The organism is Nitratireductor mangrovi, from assembly GCF_007922615.2.
In the GTDB taxonomy this organism is placed as follows: domain Bacteria; phylum Pseudomonadota; class Alphaproteobacteria; order Rhizobiales; family Rhizobiaceae; genus Mangrovimarina; species Mangrovimarina mangrovi.
Window position 1 is genome coordinate 816146 of the sequence record NZ_CP042301.2, and the last position, 21409, is coordinate 837554.

Annotated in this window: 23 protein-coding genes; 10 read left to right on the forward strand and 13 right to left on the reverse strand. The window is 63.7% G+C overall.

Features of this window, described 5'->3' with window-relative positions; all coding sequences use genetic code 11:
- Positions 1-17 precede the first annotated feature (17 nt).
- A complete protein-coding gene (locus FQ775_RS03935; RefSeq protein ID WP_146299540.1) occupies positions 18-2186 on the forward strand; it encodes a GumC family protein in 2169 nt (722 codons plus the stop codon).
- A 37-nt stretch (positions 2187-2223) separates the two neighbouring features.
- Here FQ775_RS03935 and FQ775_RS03940 read toward each other — a convergent pair whose 3' ends face one another.
- On the reverse strand, positions 2224-3456 hold the full coding sequence (locus FQ775_RS03940; protein ID WP_146299539.1) for a GNAT family N-acetyltransferase: 1233 nt from the start codon (positions 3454-3456) through the stop codon (positions 2224-2226).
- Between the two features lie 94 nt (positions 3457-3550).
- Between FQ775_RS03940 and FQ775_RS03945 the strand changes: the two genes are divergently transcribed.
- Positions 3551-4609: a polysaccharide deacetylase family protein gene (locus tag FQ775_RS03945; RefSeq protein WP_146299538.1), complete on the forward strand. Its 1059-nt coding sequence runs from the start codon at positions 3551-3553 to the stop codon at positions 4607-4609.
- 28 nt (positions 4610-4637) lie between these two features.
- Here the strand turns inward: FQ775_RS03945 and FQ775_RS03950 are convergent, their stop codons facing one another.
- Positions 4638-4853, reverse strand: coding sequence for a DUF2842 domain-containing protein (locus FQ775_RS03950; protein ID WP_146299537.1), 216 nt, complete (start codon positions 4851-4853; stop codon positions 4638-4640).
- 165 nt (positions 4854-5018) lie between these two features.
- Here FQ775_RS03950 and FQ775_RS03955 point away from each other — a divergent pair, with 165 nt between their 5' ends.
- Positions 5019-6110, forward strand: coding sequence for a COX15/CtaA family protein (locus tag FQ775_RS03955; RefSeq protein WP_146299536.1), 1092 nt, complete (start codon positions 5019-5021; stop codon positions 6108-6110).
- A gap of 35 nt (positions 6111-6145) precedes the next feature.
- Here the strand turns inward: FQ775_RS03955 and FQ775_RS03960 are convergent, their stop codons facing one another.
- Entirely contained in the window at positions 6146-6553 is a 408-nt protein-coding gene (locus FQ775_RS03960; protein ID WP_146299535.1) for a helix-turn-helix domain-containing protein, read from the reverse strand.
- Positions 6554-6619: 66 nt separating this feature from the next.
- Here FQ775_RS03960 and FQ775_RS03965 point away from each other — a divergent pair, with 66 nt between their 5' ends.
- Positions 6620-8053, forward strand: a complete 1434-nt coding sequence (locus FQ775_RS03965; RefSeq protein ID WP_146299534.1) for an MFS transporter — start codon at positions 6620-6622, stop codon at positions 8051-8053.
- A 31-nt stretch (positions 8054-8084) separates the two neighbouring features.
- Here FQ775_RS03965 and argC read toward each other — a convergent pair whose 3' ends face one another.
- The 8 genes from argC to FQ775_RS04005 form a co-directional block, all read right to left on the reverse strand.
- The gene (gene argC / locus FQ775_RS03970) at positions 8085-9023 is read right to left on the reverse strand and encodes an N-acetyl-gamma-glutamyl-phosphate reductase (protein ID WP_146299533.1); all 939 of its coding nucleotides are present in this window, start codon (positions 9021-9023) and stop codon (positions 8085-8087) included.
- Between the two features lie 155 nt (positions 9024-9178).
- On the reverse strand, positions 9179-10129 hold the full coding sequence (gene speB, locus FQ775_RS03975; protein ID WP_146299532.1) for an agmatinase: 951 nt from the start codon (positions 10127-10129) through the stop codon (positions 9179-9181).
- Between the two features lie 4 nt (positions 10130-10133).
- On the reverse strand, positions 10134-10409 hold the full coding sequence (locus tag FQ775_RS03980; protein WP_146299531.1) for a type II toxin-antitoxin system RelE/ParE family toxin: 276 nt from the start codon (positions 10407-10409) through the stop codon (positions 10134-10136).
- A complete protein-coding gene (locus tag FQ775_RS03985) occupies positions 10409-10669 on the reverse strand; it encodes a CopG family ribbon-helix-helix protein (protein ID WP_146299530.1) in 261 nt (86 codons plus the stop codon). The genes FQ775_RS03980 and FQ775_RS03985 overlap by 1 nt, the downstream gene beginning before the upstream one ends.
- Before the next feature lie 115 nt (positions 10670-10784).
- Entirely contained in the window at positions 10785-11270 is a 486-nt protein-coding gene (gene rpsI / locus FQ775_RS03990) for a 30S ribosomal protein S9 (RefSeq protein ID WP_146299529.1), read from the reverse strand.
- A 1-nt stretch (position 11271) separates the two neighbouring features.
- A complete protein-coding gene (rplM, locus tag FQ775_RS03995) occupies positions 11272-11733 on the reverse strand; it encodes a 50S ribosomal protein L13 (RefSeq protein ID WP_146299528.1) in 462 nt (153 codons plus the stop codon).
- Positions 11734-11962: 229 nt separating this feature from the next.
- A complete protein-coding gene (locus FQ775_RS04000; protein ID WP_146301927.1) occupies positions 11963-12355 on the reverse strand; it encodes a PaaI family thioesterase in 393 nt (130 codons plus the stop codon).
- A gap of 68 nt (positions 12356-12423) precedes the next feature.
- The gene (locus tag FQ775_RS04005) at positions 12424-13287 is read right to left on the reverse strand and encodes a crotonase/enoyl-CoA hydratase family protein (RefSeq protein WP_146299527.1); all 864 of its coding nucleotides are present in this window, start codon (positions 13285-13287) and stop codon (positions 12424-12426) included.
- Between the two features lie 131 nt (positions 13288-13418).
- On the opposite strand from FQ775_RS04005, the gene FQ775_RS04010 reads away from it, so the two are divergent.
- Positions 13419-14243 (forward strand): enoyl-CoA hydratase, encoded by an 825-nt coding sequence (locus tag FQ775_RS04010; protein ID WP_146299526.1) that lies wholly within the window; start codon positions 13419-13421, stop codon positions 14241-14243.
- 70 nt (positions 14244-14313) lie between these two features.
- Positions 14314-14835, forward strand: a complete 522-nt coding sequence (locus FQ775_RS04015) for a CoA-binding protein (RefSeq protein ID WP_146299525.1) — start codon at positions 14314-14316, stop codon at positions 14833-14835.
- Between the two features lie 12 nt (positions 14836-14847).
- Here the strand turns inward: FQ775_RS04015 and FQ775_RS04020 are convergent, their stop codons facing one another.
- Entirely contained in the window at positions 14848-15693 is an 846-nt protein-coding gene (locus tag FQ775_RS04020) for an AraC family transcriptional regulator (protein WP_167812758.1), read from the reverse strand.
- A 128-nt stretch (positions 15694-15821) separates the two neighbouring features.
- On the opposite strand from FQ775_RS04020, the gene FQ775_RS04025 reads away from it, so the two are divergent.
- The 3 genes from FQ775_RS04025 (at position 15822) to FQ775_RS04035 (ending at position 18206) form a co-directional block, all read left to right on the forward strand.
- The gene (locus tag FQ775_RS04025; RefSeq protein ID WP_146299523.1) at positions 15822-16349 is read left to right on the forward strand and encodes a NuoB/complex I 20 kDa subunit family protein; all 528 of its coding nucleotides are present in this window, start codon (positions 15822-15824) and stop codon (positions 16347-16349) included.
- A 140-nt stretch (positions 16350-16489) separates the two neighbouring features.
- The gene (locus FQ775_RS04030; RefSeq protein ID WP_146299522.1) at positions 16490-17776 is read left to right on the forward strand and encodes an O-acetylhomoserine aminocarboxypropyltransferase; all 1287 of its coding nucleotides are present in this window, start codon (positions 16490-16492) and stop codon (positions 17774-17776) included.
- 82 nt (positions 17777-17858) lie between these two features.
- Complete coding sequence (locus tag FQ775_RS04035; RefSeq protein WP_146299521.1) at positions 17859-18206, forward strand: cupin domain-containing protein; 348 nt, start codon at positions 17859-17861, stop codon at positions 18204-18206.
- A gap of 546 nt (positions 18207-18752) precedes the next feature.
- Here the strand turns inward: FQ775_RS04035 and FQ775_RS04040 are convergent.
- Positions 18753-19997, reverse strand: coding sequence for a cytochrome P450 (locus FQ775_RS04040; RefSeq protein ID WP_146299520.1), 1245 nt, complete (start codon positions 19995-19997; stop codon positions 18753-18755).
- Positions 19998-20190: 193 nt separating this feature from the next.
- Here FQ775_RS04040 and FQ775_RS04045 point away from each other — a divergent pair, with 193 nt between their 5' ends.
- On the forward strand, positions 20191-21294 hold the full coding sequence (locus tag FQ775_RS04045) for an NAD(P)/FAD-dependent oxidoreductase (RefSeq protein WP_146299519.1): 1104 nt from the start codon (positions 20191-20193) through the stop codon (positions 21292-21294).
- Positions 21295-21409: the final 115 nt, after the last annotated feature.

The window sequence follows — 21409 nt, forward strand, 5'->3', positions numbered from 1 at the left end:
TCCTCCGGAGCGTGTACATGGCCGGCGTCCAGAACCAGAATCAGGACCTCGATATCGACATCGCCGCACTGTTTGCGAGCCTTGTGCGCAACTGGGTGCGTATAGTCATCGTGGCCTTCGCGGCGGCGGGGCTGGCCTTCCTGCTCTCCTCGGTGGCGACGCGTCATTATCAGGCCGAGACTCGCATCCTGATCGAGACGCGCGAATCCATCTTTACTCGCCCCGAACAGCAGAACGACGATACCGCCATTCTCGACGAGCAGGGGGTAACCAGCCAGGTCGAGGTGATCTCCTCGACGGACATCCTGACCCGCGTGGCGCGCGAACTCGATCTGGCCGCGATCGCCGAGTTCGAGGCAGACGGCTCGGTCTCGATCCTCGAGCGACTGATGATCATCGCCGGCATGCGCGGTGACCCGATCGAACTGCCGCCGGAAGAACGCGTGCTCAAGGTCTTCCGTGAAAAACTGAATGTTTACCGGGTCGAAGGCTCACGCGTCATCGTGGTCGAGTTCTCGTCGGAGGACCCGAGGCTGGCGGCCAAGGTGCCGAACGCCATCGCGGATGCCTATATTGCCCTGCAGAAGAGCGCGAAGCTGCAGTCCAATGCCGATGCCACCGAGTGGCTGGAGCCGGAGATCGCCGACCTGCGCGCCAAGGTGAAGGAAGCCGAAGGCCGGGTCGCCGAGTTCCGCGCCCAGTCCGACCTGCTGCTTGGCAACAACAACTCCATGCTGGCCACTCAGCAGCTTTCGGAACTGTCCACCGAACTGTCGCGGGTGCGCGCCAATCGCGCCTCCACAGAGGCAAATGCTGCGTCGATGCGTGAAGCGCTGCGCAACGGCGCCTCGATCGACGCGCTGCCCGACGTGCTCTCCTCGACGCTGATCCAGCGCCTGCGTGAAAACCAGGTACAATTGAAGGCCGACATTGCCGACCTGTCGGCGACGCTGCTCGACAACCATCCGCGCATTCGTGCCCTGCGCTCACAACTTGCCGATCTCGACAGACAGATTCGTTCCGAGGCCGAGAAGGTGCTCGACGGAATGGAGACCGAAGCCGAGGCCGCGCGGCTGCGCGAAAAGGAACTGGTGTCCGCGCTCAACCAGCTCAAGGCCGAATCTGCGCGCGTCGGCGAGCAGGAGGTCGAATTGCGCGCCCTGGAGCGCGAGGCGGCCGCCCAGCGCGAGTTGCTGGAATCCTATCTCTCCCGCTACCGCGAGGCGCTGTCGCGCAAGGACCGCAGCTACCTGCCGGCGGATGCACGCATCTTCTCGCGCGCCATCGTGCCCGGCGAGCCCTACTTCCCGAAGATTCTGCCGATCACCGGCGCCACGCTGGTAGCGGTGCTTCTCCTGGTGGCGGTGGGAACGCTGCTTTCCGAATTGTTCAGTGGTCGCGCCATGCGCCCGACACGCCGCTTCGCCGGTGAACCGGTGCAGGACGTTGTCATGCCGCAGCACACGCCAATCGAACCGGTTCCCACCGAACCCACCCTGAGCGAAGATTCATCTGGACAAGACGAGCCCCAGGCGGACTCCGTTGCGGACCTTGACGATGCAATGCAGGTTCCGGTTTTCACCAAGGGACAGATCGGCATCGAGGCGGCCGCTGAGAAACTGATCGCCACGGGTGCGGCCCGAGCCCTTTTCGTTTCGCCCGAGGGCGACGAGGGGGCGGCTTCCGCGGTCATGGTGGCGCGCGAGGTGGCTGATGCCGGCCTGCGCACGCTTCTGGTCGATCTCACGGCGACCGCGGCTGCGTCCTACCCGATGCTCGAAACCACGCGCCTGCCAGGCATCACCGACCTCCTTTGCTCGAAGGCTCAATTCACCGATGTCATTCATCCGGATCACTTTTCCGACTGCCACGTCATCCCGGCCGGAACTGCCGATCCGGCGCTTGCCATGCGTGCCGCCGACCGCTTGCCGATCATCATGGAGTCGCTGACGACGGCCTACGACCTCGTCATCGTCGAGTGCGGTCCGGCCGATGCCTCCGGCCTCCAGCGCCTCGTTGGTAGCGGCACCGAGGTTCTGGTCAGCGTCATCGAGGAAAATGATGACGCGGTGACCACCACGGCCTCGGAGTTGCGCACCGGCGGCTTCGAGAACACGATGCTGGTAACGCCGGTCGGTTACGTGCCGCCGGTCGGACCGCTGCCAGGCCAGAAATCCGCAGCCTGACGGCACCTGCTGGACGCGCAGCCGGCAGGACCTGATGCTACTCGCCGATCGTTTCCTTGGACGGCGCCGACCGCGCCGCGGCCTTGCCCGCCGCGGAGCGACGCAGCCGCTTCACCGTTTGCCAGAGCAGCGGGTTGCCCTTGATCAGGCGTTTCGCCGTCCCGGCGGTCCTGCGCGCCAAAGCTGCTGCGTGACCTTTCGCCGATAGCGGGAAAAGTACGTCGTGGTGCGGCGTCTCGATGTCGCACCACAGCCGCTTGTAGGCTTCGTCGCCGACGCTGAAATCATAGACAGCCAGTCCCATCTCGCAGGCTTCGCGGATGTTCTCGAAAAAGAGGAAATCGCCGGGGCTGGCAAAGGCGAGGTCGTCTTCGGCGATCGAGCCGAATTCGCAGATGATCGTGTCCTCGGTGATGCTTGACCCGGTCACCGCGCGCAGCTTTCCGCCGACCTCGAGGCCATGCAGGACGAAACCCGGCCTGACATGGCCCGCTTCGCGGCCGAAAAGCTCGCGAAAGAAGTGCTGCACCGCCGCGTCGGCGAAAACGTTGTGGATGCCCATCGCGGCAAAGCGGACCGACTTCATCTCGAAGAATGCGTCGAGAAGACGATCGGTCTCCGCACGCGTTTGGCCCTCGACCCGCCGGAAACCGCCGGCCGCCTCGAACTTGCGTGTCTGTGATCGATGCTTCTTGCGTTTCCGCTTCCCGCTCGTGCGCGAGAGCACCGCGTCGAAACCGCCGGAAAGGTCGACCGCCAGGGCGGGATTGGGGCTCGGCCCGGCACCGATCCGCAGCAACGGGTTGGCGATGCCTGCCAATTGGCCGACCTGCCGTTCCAGTTTCACGAGGTCTATGTCGTTGCGCTCACGCCCGATGGCCCGGAGAAGCACGCGAATATCAGCCTCACCGATATGCTTGGTGGTGTTGCCCGCGATCGCGGGAAAGTTGCCGTTGGCGTGCGTTCCGCCGACGAAACGGGCGACACGGATCGGCCCCTCCATGGTCACCTCTAGCGCCAGGGCCAGGAGCGGCCGTCCTGCGCTCTCCAGGACCGCAGTCACGATCTCGGTTTTGCAGCTCTCGGCCCATGTGCCGACCCAGCGCGGATCCTGTGGCGGAGCGTAGCGTGCTTCGCCGCAGAAGGCGGAATAGAGGGAAATCGCCTCCGCTCCTGCCACACAATACGCTTCGATCGCGGTGTCGGCCTGCCGGGGGGCAGCGCGCACGGCCTGGGTTGCCGATGCCTCCGATCCGTTTCCGTCAACCATACCTTTAACCTTCGGGTGTAGACCTCATCCGGTGGACAGGGGGTTGGTTCAAGTCCGCTCCAGCGTGCTGAACCTAACCAACAATGGTGAAGGAATGATCGACAGGGGGGAGTTGCTCCGCAAACTGGCCCTGAATGTTGCGCGCTACAGCCTCCTGGGCCCGATCGCAGGCAGCTTCCTCGGCGGTGTCGGCGCGATCCTGATGCTGCATCGCGTGACCGCGGCGCGCGATGAATCGCTCGGTGTGAACCGCCACCTGACCGTCGCGCCCGACTTCCTCGACGCGCTGCTGACCGAAATCGGCAGACGTGAGTATCGCTTCGTTTCCATGGACGAGGCCGTCGACCGCCTCCAGGCACGCACGGCCTCGGAGCGCTTCGTCACGATCACGGCCGATGACGCCTATCGCGACAACGTCACCGAAGCTCTGCCCGTACTTGAAAAACACAACGCGCCGATCACGATCTACGTCGCGCCGGGGCTGATCGAGGGCAAGGTGCTGTTGTGGTGGGACGTGCTGGAACAGGTTGTGTTGCAGCGCGATACCGTCCAGTTGCCGACGCCGGCCGGTCCGCTGCGGTTCGATTGCGCGACGCCCGCCGAAAAGGTGCGTGCGAACCGCGAAATTCACGACTACCTGACTTGCGAATTGCGCGAGGAAGAGCAGGTGGCGGTCATTCGCGACCTGGCCGCGGCGGCGGGCATCGACCCGATCGCCGCGAACCGTGCCACCTTGATGAATTGGGATGAGATCAGGGCCGCAAAGGCGCATCCGCTGGTGACGATCGGTGCTCACACGGTCCACCACTACAATCTCATGCGGCTCAGCGAAGACCGCGCACGCCGCGAGATCTCCGACGCCGCCGGCATTCTCGAGATCGAGCTTGGCGCACGGCCGGGGCACATGGCCTATCCGTACGGCTATGCTTCCGCGGTGGGGCCACGCGAAGTGGAACTTGCGCGCGAGGCAGGGTACCGGTCAGCCGTAACGACGCGTCACGGGCTGCTGCAGGCCGAGCACGCCGATCATTTGCACTCACTGCCGCGCATTTCGGTCAACGGGCGCTACCAGCGTATCGCCCATGTGCGCACGATGCTGTCGGGCATCACCACGCCGATCGCCAATCGCGGCCGCCGCGTCGTCACCATCTAAGACCGCGTAGGACGCTTTCTGACGGCCTTTAGGCGCGTGGCTTCGGCGGCCGGACCATCCATTTGATGATGAACATGGCTGGCAGGATCCACAAAAGCCCGGTCAGGAAGAAATAGAGCAAATGGACGAGGGCGCCCGCTTCTGCCAATTGCGCAGTGGCGACTGCCGTTGCCAGCACCGCATAAACCACCACCAGTGCCACCAATAGCACGGTGCCGATCAGTTTTTTCAGCCGGACGGGCATGGCGTCTCCTTGTTCGGCACGCTTATTGCGCTTCACGCCTACGCCGGCAATCCCGACGGTACCGGAAAAGCCCGGCGCGACCGCGTGCCGCGCGGGGCCGACTTGCCAGCCCGTCGCAATTGGTTCACCTGTTTGGCGGTCACTGACAGCGCGGGAACGGTCGCGATGACGGCATTTGCGGGGACCCCGCTTAACGGAGCACTGGCGCGGGCCGACCGCGACCGTGCTCTTGTGCGCTACTGGCTGTATTTCGTCGTCGTGGTGCTGTTCGCACTGGTTCTCGTCGGTGGCGCGACGCGGCTGACGGAGTCGGGCCTGTCGATCACTGAATGGAAGCCGATCCACGGCATCATTCCGCCGTTGTCGGAAGCGGACTGGCTGGAAGAATTCGAAAAATATCGCCAGATCCCGCAGTATGAACAGCTCAACGAAGGCATGTCGCTGGCCGAGTTCAAGGTAATCTTCTGGTGGGAATGGGCGCATCGGCTGCTGGCGCGCGGCGTAGGCTTCGTATTTGCCCTGCCGTTGGCCTATTTCTGGCTGGGCGGGCGTCTCGAGCGCCGCCTGAAGCCCAAGCTCCTTGCCATCCTGGCGCTCGGCGCGCTGCAAGGTGCGATCGGCTGGTGGATGGTCGCCTCGGGGCTGGTGGAGCGTACCAGCGTCAGCCAATACCGGCTTGCAACGCATCTCACGCTCGCTTGCCTGATCTTTGCTGCCACGATTGTGGTGGCGCGGGGGCTCGCCCCGCATTCGCAAGGGCCGGCGGCACTCGCGACGAGGCGCTGGGCCGGCATTCTGCTGGCTCTCGTGCTGGTGCAGATTTATCTCGGCGGACTGGTTGCCGGGCTCGATGCCGGTCTTGCCTATAACACCTGGCCGCTGATGGACGGTGGCCTGGTGCCCGGCGGGCTTCTGGTGCAGTCGCCTTTGATCGCAAACTTCTTCGAGAACCCGAAAACGGTGCAGTTCGTCCACCGCATCGGCGCCTATGTCGTTTTCCTGACCGCGCTCTGGCACATGATCGCCGCAATGCAGGCGAATGCCGGTACGACCCACGCGCGCCGCGCGGTGATTCTCTTCCTGCTGGTTACGGGGCAGGCGGCGATCGGCGTGGCGACACTTGTCCTGCAGGTGCCGCTCGGCTGGGCGTTGCTGCACCAAGCGGCAGCATTGGTCGTGCTCGGCTTTGCCGCCGCCCATTGGCGCGGCACGAAGGGCGCGTACCCGCGCCAAACCGAGGTCGAGATCAGGAACTGAGGGCGGCCTCGCCCAACCGGGCAGATCGCGACCGGTCAGCCCTTGGGCCTCGTGCGCCGCCCAGCCACCCGCAGCAGCTTTCTGAACCGCGGACATTCCATGTGTGAAGGTGCCGGACACGCTGCGACGTGCCGGATCGCGTCGCGCAGGACGGCAAGATCATGGATCTGCTGATCGATCTCGTCGGCACGAGCCTGAAGTCGGGGGCGCGGCAACTCCGTCGCGGCGTCCTTGCCGAAGACGGCCCCGATCTCGTCAAGCGAAAATCCGGCCTTCTTGCCCAGCAGGATCAACGATAGCTGCCAGATCGCCTCGGGGCCGAACTGCCGCCGCAAACCATGCCGGCCGACCGAGTCGATCAGGCCCAACTCGTCGTAGTAGCGCAGGGTGGAGGGCGGAATCCCGGTGCGCTCGGAAACCTCGCCGATATCGAGCAATTTCATGCTTGACCTCAAGTTGACTTGAAGTGGCACAGTGCCATCCAGCTCAACTTCTTGCAAGGCATACGTATGAAAACGAATGACTCGACGGCGCTTCCACGCGGCCGCGATCTGAGCGTGGCCGCTCTTGGCCTCGCGATGTTGCTGGCCTCTTTGGGGATCAGCATCACCACTGTCGCCCTGCCGACGCTGGCACGCGACTTCTCCATGTCGGTGACCCACGTTCAGTGGGTTGTCCTCGGCTACCTGCTCTCCGTCACGGTAGCCATTGTGTTATGCGGGCGGCTGGGAGACATGATCGGCCATAGACCGGTATTCCTGACTGGGCTCGCGATCTTCGCCCTGTCCTCCCTCCTTTGCGGCATCGCGCCGACCCTTCCGGCCTTGATCGCGGCGCGGATCGCGCAAGGCATCGGCGGCGCCGTCCTGATGGCTCTGCCGGTCTCGATCGTGCGTGACACCGTTCCCACGCAGCGAACAGGTTCTGCGATGGGACTGCTCGGCACGATGTCGGCTGTGGGCACCGCGCTTGGCCCGTCGCTGGGCGGGCTGCTCATTGCATGGACCGGATGGCGGGCGACCTTCCTGGTGCTGGCCGTCATGGCGTTGCTGGTCCTCGTCTTCTCGGCGCGAGCTCTTCCGGCCAAAAGGCCGTTGAGTTCGGGGAAGGGCCATGGTCTTGACCTGCCCGGCGCGGCGGTGCTGACCCTGACGCTCCTGGCCTTCGCGCTCGCGGTTACCGACGAAACCGTTTTTTTTCTTCTTCCTCGCGGTTTTTTGCTCCTTGCGGCAGTCCTCGGTACCGTCGCATTCGTACTCGTGGAAAGGCGGCTTCAAACGCCGCTCGTCGAACTGGCCGCACTCGGCAACGTCACGACGTCCGCGGCGCTTCTGATGAACCTTCTCGTCTCGGCGGTGATGATGGCAACCTTGGTGGTGGGGCCGTTCTATCTGGCCTTTGCCCTTGGGCTGAACGATGCGGTTGTTGGACTGACGATGGCTGTCGGACCGACGATGGCCGCGCTGTCTGGCATACCGGCCGGCCGCATCACCGACAAGTTTGGCGGCCGCGTGGCGCTGGTTGCAGGATTGGTGCAGACGATTGTTGGCCTGGTTAGTATTTCCGTCCTTCCGGGCCTCTTGGGCATCACCGGCTTTGTGCTGTCGTTGATGCTGTTGACGCCTGGCTATCAGCTCTTTCTGGCGGCCAACAACACGGTCGCCATGCTGACGGCGCGGGATAACCAGCGCGGCATGATGTCGGGCCTGCTCGGCTTGTCGCGTAATCTCGGCTTCATGACCGGAGCATCGGTGCTGGGAGCAGTCTTCGCAGCGGCTGCGGGTACTGCGGACGTCACCAAGGCCAGCACCGAAGCAGTTGGCACCGCCTTCTCGCTTACCTTCCTGGTCGCGGCAGGTTTCGTTACCACCGCACTGGTGGTCGCCCTGTTCGACTTGCGCAACGACCGCTGGGGCAATGACCGGGCCGGGCAATCATGCTGAGCACGTTGCCTGTGGCCCGGCACGCGCGAATCTATGCCGCTTGTCCCAGCATCAAACCCATGTTCTGCACCGCCGCGCCGGATGCGCCCTTGCCGAGATTGTCGAGGACGGCCACTAGATTGGCCTGACCGCGACCTTCGGTGCCGAAGACGAAAAGCTTCATCGTGTCGGTCCCGTTGAGCATGGTCGGATCGAGGCGGGAAAGGCTGCGGCTCACTTCCAGCGGGACGACCTCGACGATCGTCTTTCCGGCATAGTGGCGATCCAGCGCGGCGTATACGTCGCCGAGCGATGGTGCCCCGTCGAGATCGGCGAGGTGCAGAGGCAACTGGACGATCATGCCTTGCGCGAAACGCCCGACGCTGGGCGAAAAGATCGGCGTCCTGTCGACAAGGCCATGCGTCTGCATTTCCGGCAGGTGCTTGTGCGACAGAGCGAGCCCGTAGAGGAAATGCGGCGCGGCGATGTGCTCGGGATGCGCCCCGTCCTCCATCTGCGCGATCATCTGCTTGCCGCCGCCGGTATAGCCAGACACCGCGTTGACCGTGACTGGATAGTCGGCGGGCAGGATACCAGCTTCGCGAAGCGGCCGGATCAGCGAGATGGCGCCGGTCGGATAGCAGCCCGGGTTTGCCACTAGCCGCGCCTTGGCGATCCGTTCGCTCTGGCCTTCGGTCATCTCGGCAAAACCGTAGGCCCAGTCCGGATGGATCCGGTGCGCGGTCGAGGTGTCGATCACACGCGTCGAGTTGACACCGTCGAGGATGGCCACGGATTCGCGCGCCGCGTCGTCCGGCAGGCACAAGATGGCGATATCGGCTTCCTTGAGCATCTCCTCGCGGAGGCCACGGTCGCGGCGATCGACCTCGGGGATCGAGAGCATTTCGAGGTCGGTCCGCCCGGCAAGCCGCGTCCGGATCTGCAGTCCGGTGGTGCCGTGTTCGCCGTCGATGAAGATTTTCGGTTTCATGGCTTGTCTTAATTCAAAAAGGAATCTGCGTTCAATGGCTTGTCGCCATTGGTGGCATCACTTTCCGATGGGCCTGAGGTCCCGCGTGAACATGCTGAATCAGTTTCTCAGCCGCTGGCTTCAGCCTGTGGAGGCATCCTTGCGTCGTCGGGTCGTCATCCGCGCGCCCTCCTTTCGGCAACGAGGCCAAGATAGTGCTGGGCCACCGTCGCGCCTGCAATCGCGGTGATGTCGGCGTGGTCATAGGGCGGCGAGACCTCTACGATATCCGCACCGACAACGTCGAGCTGGCCGAGCTGGCGCAGCACCGAAAGCATCTTGGCCGAGGAGGGGCCACCCGCCACCGGCGTGCCGGTGCCCGGCGCAAACGCTGGGTCCAGGCAGTCGATGTCGAAGGTGATGTAGGCCTTTCTGCCCGCAGTCCGTTCGGCAATCTGGTAGGCGATGTCGGCCGCCCGCATCTCGTCGATCTCGTAACCGTACATGATCCTTATGCCGCAATCCTCCGGCGCATGGCTGCGAATGCCGATCTGGATCGAGCGGCCGGGATCGATGACGCCGTCGCGCACGGCGCGGGCGACGAAGGAGCCGTGGTCGATGCGCTTGCCGTCGTCGAACCAGGTATCCTGATGGGCGTCGAACTGGACCAGTGCGAGGGGACCGTGGCGTTCGGCATGAGCCTTGAGCAGTGGCCAGGTGACGAAGTGGTCGCCGCCAAGCGAAACCAGGAAGGCACCCGACTTCAGCAGCTTCTTCGCCTCGCGCTCGATTGTTGCCGGCGTCTTCTGGTGATTGCCGTTGTCGAGCAGGCAATCGCCATAGTCGACGACGGCAAGGTCGGCGAAAAGGTCGCGATCGAACGGATATTGCGGGTCATTGTCGAAGATCGCCGCCGCCCGCCGGATCGCTTGCGGACCGAAGCGGGCGCCAGGCCGGTTGGTGACGGCCGCGTCAAACGGGATGCCCCAGACGATCGCGTCCGCGCCCTTGACGTTCTTGGTGTAGCGGCGGCGCATGAAGGACAGCGCCCCGGCATAGGTCGGGTCGCCCGCCGCACCCACATTCGTTCGGGCGGTGAAGGCGTGATCGATCGATTTGGATGGCATTTTGCTAGCGGTCCTCTCGCGTGTGCCACAGGCGCAGAACGTAAATTTGCGATGAACTGATCTCGTAACGCATTTCATATTTGCCGACGAGGATACGCCGAACGTCGCGGGGGTCGAACTCCTGTATCCTTTCACCGATCCGCGGCTGTTCGAGAAGGCGTTGCGGCGCCGCAGCGAGCGCCTGCACGGTCCGCGCTGCGGCACGCGGGTTGACGGCGGCGAGGAAATCGTGGAGCCGGACCAGATCGGCAGAGGCCTTGCTCGTCCAGAAGAGTTCCATCAGCGCGGTGGCGGGAGGGGATCGTCGTCGTCGAGGCTGTCGGCCCAGGCCTGGACAGCCTGATGATCGATCACGCGTCCTTCATCCACGTCCGCCATTGCCTCGAGTGTCAGGCGTCGTCGCTCTTCTTCCTGTTCGACCCAGGCCGAAAGCGCCTGCTTCACGATCCAGCCACGCGACCGCTCCAGCCGCGCCGCCATCTCATCGACCTTCTCGGCCAGCGGCAGCGGGACATGCGCTGTCAGGACCTTCGTTTCCATTGTCGTCTCCAATCACACTCAATCATAGTGATTGACAGTGATTTGGTCGAGGGTGAATGCACAAAAAAAGCGGGCCCGAAGGCCCGCTTTTCCGATTGTCTGCCAGTTGTGAAGTCTAGCGCTTCGAGAACTGGAACGACCGGCGGGCCTTGCGCTTGCCGTATTTCTTTCGCTCGACGGTGCGGCTGTCGCGGGTCAGGAAGCCACCCTTCTTGAGCGTGGAGCGAAGCTCCGGCTCATAGTGCGTCAGTGCCTTGGAGATGCCGTGACGCACGGCACCGGCCTGGCCGGAAAGGCCACCGCCGGTGACCGTCGCGATGATGTCGTACTGGCCGTCGCGGTTCGACGCGACGATCGGCTGGCGCAGGATCATCTGCAGCACCGGCCGGGCGAAGTACTTGTCGAATTCCTTGTCGTTGACGGTGATCTTGCCGGAACCCGGCTTGACCCAGACGCGCGCGATCGCATCCTTACGCTTGCCGGTCGCATAGGCGCGGCCATGCGCGTCCAGCTTCTGGACATGCACCGGTGCCGCAGGCTCCTCGGTGGCGACAACGCCGGTGGCGGCGCCGAGTTCTTCGAGCGAATTGAGCTCAGCCATATCAGGCCCTCTTGTTCTTGCGGTTGAGCGCGGCGACGTCGAGCGCCTCCGGCTGCTGGGCGGCATGCGGATGTTCGGTGCCCGCATAGACGCGAAGGTTCTTCATCTGGCGCCGTCCGAGTGGGCCGCGCGGGATCATGCGTTCGACGGCCTTTTCGATGACGCGCTCGGGAAAGCGCCCCTCGAGCAACTGGCTCGCGCTACGCTGCTTGACGCCCCCGGGATGGCCCGTGTGCCAGTAGTAGATCTTGTCCGACAGCTTCTTGCCGGTGAGCGCCACCTTGTCGGCGTTGATGACGATGACATTGTCGCCGTCGTCGACATGCGGGGTGAAGGTCGGCTTATGCTTGCCGCGCAGGCGGTTGGCGACGATGGAGGCGAGGCGGCCGACGACGAGACCTTCGGCGTCGATCAGCACCCACTTCTTCTCCACGTCCGCAGGCTTCTGCGAATAGGTTTTCATGGTCTGTGCTTCCGAATGGACCTTCGCGAACGAAGGCGTTTCTTGTTGCTTGAATTTCGCCGGCACCGGTGAAGGTCGCCGACAAAAGTACAGACCGCACCAGTTTCCCGGTACGGTCGCAGGGCTCATAGAGGCTCACGACAACGCCGTCAAGTCAGAACATCTTGTTGTGTGAAATTTATCAAAGCAATTTCAACAGGTTAGAAATATGGTATCAAAATACCGCAGATTATTTAGGTTTTGGCGGGATCGAATAGGTGCCTGTCGCGTGTGCGACGGTCACTCCTTCGGCCCCGGCCCTCATGTCGATCTCGAAGACCATCAGGCTCCTGCCCAGCTTGATGATGCGGCAGTGGCCATCGACGGGTCCGGCCGGCGCCTTGCGCACGAAGTTGATGTTGAGGTTCGTCGTGACCGACAGCGCGTCGGGGCCCGCATGCGACAAAACGCAAACATAACCGCCGATGTCGGCCAAGGTGAACAGAGAAGGGCCTGAGACGGTATTGCCCGGGCGCAGATGCTTCTCGGTCGCGTCGAGCCTGACCGAACAGCCGCCCGGCACGACCGCGGTGGCGTAGAAGCTCGACGTACCGGAATTGAGCTGCGGAAACTCGCGCTCCATCAGCGCGTTGACCTCCTCGACACTCAAGACCGGCACGAGGCCGGAATTGCTCGCCAATTCACTCTCCCCTATTTCGGCGCGTTGATCGGCTGGTTCTGTGTCCAATCGAAGGTGCCGAGGTCGCGTTCGCGTACAGCCTGCTTCCAGCCGCGTTCCTCGGCCCTGTGCTTGAAGTTGAGCCCTTCCGGCGAGTGGCGCGTGATACCGTCAAAGATGGTGGCGAACATCTGCGTCTGTTTCAGCCCCATCGCCTCGATCGCCTGGTTGACCACCAGTTTCTGCATCATCAACTGGTTGACCGGCACGCCGGCCATGCGCTCGGCGAGCCGCTCGACCTCGGCGTCGAGTTCGGCGGCCGGCACGGACTTCAGAACCAGCCCGATTTGCTCGGCTTCCGTTCCCTTGATGCGATCACCGGTGAAGAGCATGCGCTTGGCCCGTTCGGGGCCGAGCCGGTAGACCCACATCGCCGTCGTCGGGCAGCCCCAGACCCGGACCGGCATGTAACCGATCTCTGCATCGTCCGCCATCACGATCATGTCGCAGCAGAGCGCGATGTCTGAGCCGCCGGCGACGGCGAAGCCGTGAACCTTGCAGATGACCGGCCTGTAGCTGCGCCACAGGGACATGAAGAGCTCCGTGTTACGCATCATGAAGGCGTAATCCTTCATCGGGTCCCACGGCATCTCCTGGGTCATCTCATGCCCGCGGCCTGCCGATGCCTGTGCATAGTAGGCGAGGTCGTAGCCGGCGCAGAACGCCTTGCCGGCGCCGGAAAGTACGATGACATGGACTCCCGCGTCGGAATTGGCCAGCTCCACCGCCGCGGCCAGTTCGCGCGGCAGGTCATCGTCGATGGCGTTCATCACGTCGGGTCTGTTAAGCGTGATGCGGCCGATCCGCCCGTCCTTTTCATAGTGAACCTTCGCCACCTGCTTCCTCCCGTCGCCGATCTTCCGTTTTCGTAAACGTCAATCAGCATTGCCGTTTCCGGGCTGTTCTTCAAGCCGCATCGTGATAGTTCTCGAATGCAAGGGCAGGGCCCACAAAGGGAGAAGACGCGATGGCGGAAATTGTCGCTCTCGATCTCGAGGAGAGTTCGACCGGACTTGTCGCGACCGACCTTCAAGACGGCGTGCTCACGGTCACCCTGTCGAATCCGCCGGCGCATGCGCTTTCCATGGAGATGATCGCGACGCTGCATCGCACCCTCGATGCCGCGCGATCCGACAAGGCAGTGCGCGTGCTGGTGCTTGCTTCGTCCGGCAAGATCTTTTGTGCCGGCCATGATCTCAAGGAGATGGCCGCCCATCGCGCCGATCCCGACGGTGGCCGCGCGTTCCTCGAAGACCTTTTCCGTCGCTGCTCGGAACTGATGAAGGCAATCGTTCGCCTGCCGAAGCCGGTGATTGCCAGGGTTGACGGCATCGCGACTGCGGCCGGCTGCCAGCTCGTCGCCAGCTGCGATCTTGCGATTGCCTCGGAGGCGGCGCGCTTTTGTACCCCCGGTGTCAATCTAGGCGGCTTCTGCTCGACGCCGATGGTGGCGCTGTCGCGCAACGTGTCGCGCAAACACGCCATGGAAATGCTTCTTACCGGCGAGATGATCGACGCCCAGACGGCGCGCGATTTCGGCCTCGTCAATCGCGTCGTGCCGCCGGAATATCTCGACCAGGTGACGGCGAAATATGCCGCCGCCATCGCCTCCAAGTCGCCAGCCGCCATCGCGCGCGGCAAGCGCGCCTTCCACGAGCAGGCCGACATGCGCCTTTCGGAAGCATATGACTATGCTTCCGCCGTGATGGTCGAAGGTTTCATGACGCGCGATTCCGACGAGGGAATCGATGCGTTCGTCTCGAAACGTAAGCCCGAGTGGAAGGGCGAATAGCAAAGAACGCGTCCGGTCGCCGAGCGCTTGCCGCTTGATTGATGCGGCGGCTTCCGGCACATGCGTTGCCATGAACCACGACGCCTACGACAACACCTATATCTCCGGCATCCTCAACTCGGTGAAGACGGTCGCCATAGTCGGCGCCTCGGCGAATGACGTCCGTCCTTCCTTCTTTGTCACCAAATATCTGATCGACAAGGGTTACACGGTGTTTCCGGTCAACCCGGGCCAGGCCGGCAAGGAAATCCTCGGCCGGCCTGTGTTTGCGACCCTGGCGGATGTTCCCGAGCCGGTCGACATGGTCGACATCTTCCGCCCCTCGGCGGCGGTGCCAGCGATTGTCGACGAGGCGCTGGCGCTCGATCCGCTTCCCAAGGTCATCTGGATGCAACTCACCGTTCGCGATGACGAGGCGGCCGCCCGCGCCGAGGCCGCCGGCATCAAGGTCGTCATGGATCGGTGTCCGAAGATCGAGTATGCGCGGCTTTCCGGCGAAATCGGCTGGAATGGCGTCAATAGCCGTGTGATTTCCGCGAAAAAACCGCTGATGCGTTCCGGTTTCCAGAGCTTCGGCATCCGTCAGCGCTAGGCAGCCGCGCCATTACACATAGCGCATGCCGAGCAGCCGGTAGGGCCAGTAGCTTTCCTCGGTAGCGATCAGCCTGAGGATTGTCGCAGGCGGCATGCCGGTCATGCGGCGGACCTCGCGCCCCATATGCGCCTGATCGGCAAAGCCGCTGTCGGCCGCAAGCCCCGCATAGTCGGGCTTGGCGTCGTCCGTCATCACCCGTGCAAAAAGCTCTTCGTTGCGGGCAAGGAGGGAAAGTTCGCGCTGCGTGCGGCCTGTCTGGCGCTTGATGCGCCTTTGCAACTGCCGCAGGCTTCGCCCGGTACCGGAGAGGGCTGCGCGCGTTGCCAGGGCTTGGGTCCAGTCCCGCATCCAGAACGGCGATAGCCCGCTCTGAGGGCGCCGCCTGGCCCACAGCGGCAGGATCTCATCCTCGAAGCGCGCAAATCGCTGCCCGACCGTTCCAGCTTGAAAGACAGGGGCCAGCGTTTCTACCAAGTCGGGAGGCAGGGCGTCTGCCGCGGCAAGATGTTTGTCGAACAGCGGCGCGACGCTTGTCCCCATGAGAACTTCCCAGACATCAGGGTAGAAGCCGACCGTCAAGACGAGAACCTGGCCGGGGCTCCAGGTCGTCACTGGCGCGCTACCCGGTCCTGAGACCATCAGCCTTGGCAGCGCGACGCCGGTTTCTGGTGCGGCCTTTTCCGAGTCGTTGGTGACCAGGTGCAGTTGGCCTTCGAGATGCCAGGTCAGCGCGCAGTAAGGCGAAAGCGGAAAGTGATTGAAGCGGTCCTTGTGGGGAAGGGCACTGCCCCTCGTGTCCCGTACGATCCCCAGGACGACACAGGCCGCGAGCGAAGGTCGCGGCAGGAGCATCATGGCCTTCGCCCGTTGCGATTGAGTGGCTGGCGGGTTCATGCGCATCCGCTTGGTGTCGTTTCGTTTCTATACCGCTCCCCACCACACCGGGCAAAACCATGGCTCCTCTCAACGAGCGAGCTTGAGCCATGCCAATACAGAACGCTCCTCACGTCCAGGATGTGCGCGAACCTCTTGCCGGCTTCTCGGACGTCCTCGCCGACAAGGGCTATCTCGTCACCAGCATGAGTGACCTGATCGGCTGGGCGCGCACCGGCTCGCTACATCAATTGGCGTTCGGTCTGGCCTGCTGTGCGGTCGAGATGATGCAGATGTTCGGCCCGCGCTACGATTTCGAGCGTTTCGGCATGGCGCTGCCCGGCACGCCGCGCCAGGCCGATCTGATGATCGTCGCCGGCACTCTCACCAACAAGATGGCTCCGGCACTGCGAAAGGTCTACGACCAGATGGCCGAGCCGCGCTACGTAATTTCGATGGGAAGCTGCGCCAATGGCGGTGGTTACTATCACTACTCCTATTCGACCGTGCGCGGATGCGATCGCATTATACCGGTCGACATCTACGTGCCGGGTTGCCCGCCGACAGCGGAGGCCCTGCTTTATGGGGTGCTCCTCCTGCAGCAGAAGATCAGGCGCAATTCCACCATCGAGCGCTGACGCGCGGGCGGACGCCTTCCTCGCGCAAGACGACCTCGTCCTCCCAACCGGCTCGTGGTCGAAAATCCCCTTTGCCATTGTCGGCCCGCTTTGCCATGAAGGCGGGCGCTACAGTGGCTTCTGAATGAAGGAGGGGAAACATGACCCAACGCACGCCGGGATTCGACACGCTTGCCATTCACGCCGGCGCGCAGCCGGATCCGGCCACCGGCGCACGGGCAACCCCGATCTACCAGACGACTTCCTTTGTCTTCGACGATGTCGACCACGCCGCCTCGCTGTTCGGGCTGAAGGCGTTCGGCAACATCTACACCCGCATCATGAACCCGACCCAGGCGGTGCTGGAGGAACGTATTGCCGCGCTTGAAGGCGGCACCGCTGCGCTCGCAACCTCGTCGGGACATGGCGCGCAACTTATCGTCTTCCACACGCTGATGCGCCCGGGCGAGAATTTTATCGCTGCCCGGAAGCTCTACGGGGGCTCGATCAACCAGTTCGGTCATGCCTTCAAAAACTTCGGCTGGGAGGTGCGCTGGGCCGATGTCGACGACATGGCGAGCTTCGAAAGCCAGATCGACGACAAGACCCGGGCCATTTTTGTGGAAAGCCTTGCCAACCCCGGCGGCGATTTCGTCGACCTGGAGAAGATCGGTGACATTGCCCGCAAGCACGGTCTGCCCCTCATCGTCGACAACACCATGGCTTCGCCCTACCTGCTGCGTCCGATCGAGCACGGCGCCGACATCGTCGTCCATTCACTGACCAAATTCATGGGCGGTCACGGCAATTCCATGGGCGGCGCGATCGTTGATGGTGGCACCTTCAATTGGTCGAAGTCTGGCAATTATCCGATGCTGTCGGAGCCGCGTCCCGAATATGCCGGCATGGTGCTGCACGAAACCTTCGGCAATTTCGCCTTCGCGATTGCCTGCCGCGTGCTTGGCCTGCGTGACTTCGGGCCCGCGATCTCGCCCTTCAATGCCTTCCTCATCCTGCAAGGCATCGAAACGCTGGCGCTGAGGATGCAGCGCCATTGCGACAACGCGCTGAAGGTCGCAGCCTGGCTGGAAAAGCACCCGCAGGTCGCCTGGGTCTCATATCCGGGTCTTGCGTCGGACCCCAACCACGCGATGATGCAAAAATACTCGCCCAAGGGCGCGGGCGCGGTCTTCACCTTCGGGCTGAAGGGAGGCTTCGAGGCGGGCGTCCAGGTGGTCGAAAGCGTCGAACTGTTCTCGCACCTTGCCAATATCGGCGACGTGCGCTCGCTGATTATCCACCCGGCCTCGACCACTCACCGCCAGCTCTCCGACGAGCAGAAGACGGCGGCAGGTGCGGGTCCGGACGTCGTGCGGCTGTCGGTCGGCATCGAGGATGCGGAAGATATAATCGCCGACCTGGACCAGGCGCTGGCCAAGGCGGGATGAGGGCCGGCACCGGCCCCCGGTGCTTGGTTGACTCGGCGACGACGCCAGGCGTGCCGGGGTGGCGGGGCAATGGAGAAGTTTGATGAGCGCGCACCTTGTGAGGATTGCCATCGACGGCAGCGAGCCCGAACTGGGTGCGCCGCAGGCCGACCGTGTCATCGCAGGCAACCCGACCTTCCGCACCTGGAACGTCGAAGAGGCCGATGGAGGGCTCTTCGCCGGCGTCTGGGAAGCGACACCGGGCAAATGGCGCATTTCCTATGACGAATGGGAATTCTGCCACGTCCTCGACGGCGTTTCGGTCATTGAGGAGGAAGGCGGTGTGGCGCAGACGGTGCGTGCCGGCGACAGTTTCGTGATCCGTCCCGGCTTCAGGGGCACTTGGGAGGTTGTCGAAACGACGCGCAAGGAATATGTGATCCGCGCCTGATCGGCCCATCGCATCGCTCGTAGATGACCCCTGTGCGCAACGTCATCCGGTTATCCCCTTGATCCCCGATTTCCACAGGCCACCCATTCTTGCCGGCTTCGCAGGACGGACGTAACGTCGGGTCATCTCAGGAGCTTGGACGCCCCGCCAGGACAGCGGGATCAAGCGGAAAAGCAAGCCTGAGACCGCACTGGCCACGACCGGGGCGGCGGGGTAACCCGCAAGCCAGGTACGAACCAGAGGTCCAGCGGAACGCCGAAAGCGGTCTGGAACGCCGAGGCAAAGCCGATGCTGCCGTGAAGGGCGGTCAACTCCTTCGACGGTGCGTGTGCTGATCCGAGTGGTCGGTGCGCGGGGTTCGGAAGAAGGTGAATATCTTTCGGGAATTCGCTGCTTTCGCAACCGTCAGAAAGGCAGGTCCGATCGGGAAGTTTTCGGACGACCACGACGAGGCGGCCGATCTGAACAGGGAGGCACCGGGAGCAATCTCGGTGCTTTCCTTGTTTTCGGGCTGCTTTGGGCCCGCGAGCTACCTCCTAGGCGACCTCAGAACCTTACGACCAGCTTCTCCAGCCCGTGGAAATGGTAGTTGTCGCGATAGCGCGGCTCTTCCGCCAACCGCAGCTCTGGCAGCCGCTCGAACAACACCTTCAGCCCTGCTTGCAGTTCAAGACGCGCCAGCGGCGCCCCGATGCAGAAATGGATGCCGGCCCCGAAGGAGACGTTCTTCTGGTCGCTCCGTGTCGGATCGAAGCGTCGAGGCGCAACATAGGCGCCGGGATCGTTGTTGGCCGCCGCCAGAAGAAGACCGATTTTGTCGCCCGTCCTGACCGTGATGCCGGGCTCGATCTCGACATCCTCATAGGCATAGCGTGTGAACATGTGGAGCGGCGCGTCGATGCGCAGGCACTCCTCTACAGTCGCAGCCGTTGCTCCCGGCGTCGCAAAGAACCGGCGCGGGTCGCCTCCCTGCCGCAGGATCGTGCGCACGGCGTTGCCGGTCTGGTGCACGGTCGCCTCGTGGCCGGCGTTGAGAAGCAGAATGACCGAGGAGACGAGTTCGGCCTCGTCGAGTTTCTCGCCGTCCTCGCTCGCCTGGATCATATGGGTGAGGAGGTCGTCGCGCGGGTCGCCGCGGCGGCTGTTCACATGCTCGTGCAGGAAGGTTGCGAAGTCGCGTGCGGCGGCGTTGGCATCCCGCTCGGTTTCCGGCCCCGGCGCCAGCGTGTACATCCTCACCATGCGGTTCGACCACGCTACGAGTTGCGGTCCGGACTCCGCCGGCACGCCGAGCATTTCGGCGATCACCGTCACCGGGATCGGTGTTGCGAAGGCCGGCAGCAGGTCGGCCTCGCCGTCCTCCTCGATGCGATCGATCAGTTGGTGCGAAAGCTGCTCGATGCGTGGTCGCAACCGTTCGACCTGACGCGACACGAAGGCGCGGTTGACCAGCGTTCGGAGCCTCGTATGCGCTGGCGGCTCGAGTTCCAGCAGCGACCGCCGCTCGACGGCGTCGAAATCGGCAAGGTGCGAACGTCCGTCATCGACGATGCCCGGCGGACCCCAGCGGTTTTCGCGACCAAAGCGACGGTCGCGCAGGAGACGATTGACGACGTCGTAGCCCGCAAAGCACCAGAAGCCGAACTCCTGCCAGAAGAAGCTCGGCATCGCTTCGTGCAGCCAGCCATAGGCGGGATAGGGATCGTTGAAGAAGGCCGGCTCGCGCGGATCGAGCCGGACCGACCGGCGGGCGATATCGGCGTTGAGGTAGGCGGGCGGCGCTGACGTCATCGCCCGTGCATAGCCTACGCGTCAAGGCGGCGCCATGCCGTCGCAGGCAAGAGCGAGCAGAGCGGCGATAGACCGAGGCGGGCGTTAAGGCACGAGGAAGGGCAAAGGGCTTTCGCTGGTGCGAACCTGGCGTTAGGACGCGGGACCGCTGTGCCCGTCAGGGGTCCCGACGTCCGTCACCCAAGGGAGTTGCATGAAGGTAATTGTTGTTGGGGCCGGTATCTCCGGCCTTTCCACCGCCTGGGCGCTGTCAAAACGCGGACACGCGGTGACGCTGGTCGAGCAGGGACCGATTCCCAATCCGCGTTCGGCCTCTGGTGATCATCACCGGATCATTCGCCGCGCCTACGGTTCTGCCACCGGATACGGCCACGCCATTACCGAGGCCTATGACGCCTGGGATGACCTTTGGGACGATCTCGCACATAGCCATCTCGATGCGCGGGGCTTCCTCTGCGTGTCGCGGGAGGCCGGCGACGAGGCCGAGGATTTCCTGACCGGACTGCAGGCCGGCGGCTATCCATTCGAGAAGTTGGCGCCTCGCGAGGCGGCGGAGTGCTGGCCGTTCCTCGACGCAGGTGCGATGCGCTTCGCCTACGTCTCTGCCGAGGGCGGCGCCCTGCATTGCCGGCGGATCGCCTTCGACATGGTCGGGTGGTTGCGCAAACACGGTGCGGTGGTGCGGGAAAATGCCCGTGTGGTCGCTGTCGACGAGGACCGGGCGGCCATACGGCTTGAAGGCGGTGAGACACTTTCTGCCGATCGGCTGGTGATATGCACTGGCGCCTGGGTCACGAAACTCTTTCCCGACCTGGCCGCGGACCTGACCGCCTACCGCACCGCCGTCGTCTATCTGCGACCGCCGAACGATCTGGCTCAGGTCTGGTCCGGGGCGCCCGTCATCCTCGACGTTGGCGGCAACACCGACGGCTACATCATCCCGCCGTCCGGCGAAGGCGGTCTGAAGTTCGGTTCCGGGCTGCACAAGTTTGCCTCGGCGGATGCCGATTCGCGGCGCGAACCTGAACCGGGGGAGGGCGAGGCGATCCGCGACCTGTTTTCCCCACCCATGCTGCGTATCAAGGAATATCAGGTCGAGAGCGTCGTTACCTGCGCCTACACCTTCACACCCGACGAGACATTCTTTGCCGTGGAGCGCGGCAGCTGTCTCGTGGTGTCGGCCTGCTCCGGACACGGCTACAAATTCGGCGCCGCGGTGGGGCGGCGCGTGGCCGACCATATCGAGAGGCCGGATTTTGCCCGCCTCATTGCCTTCCTGCGCGCCGAAGCGGCGTAAACCATTCCTGAGCTTTTGGCCAGGCGCGGACCCGCAAGCCTTGCGGAACCGGGCTCGCGCGCCTTATTTAGCGCAGAATCGATGCTGCCGAATCGGCGCAGCACCTGGAATGCCT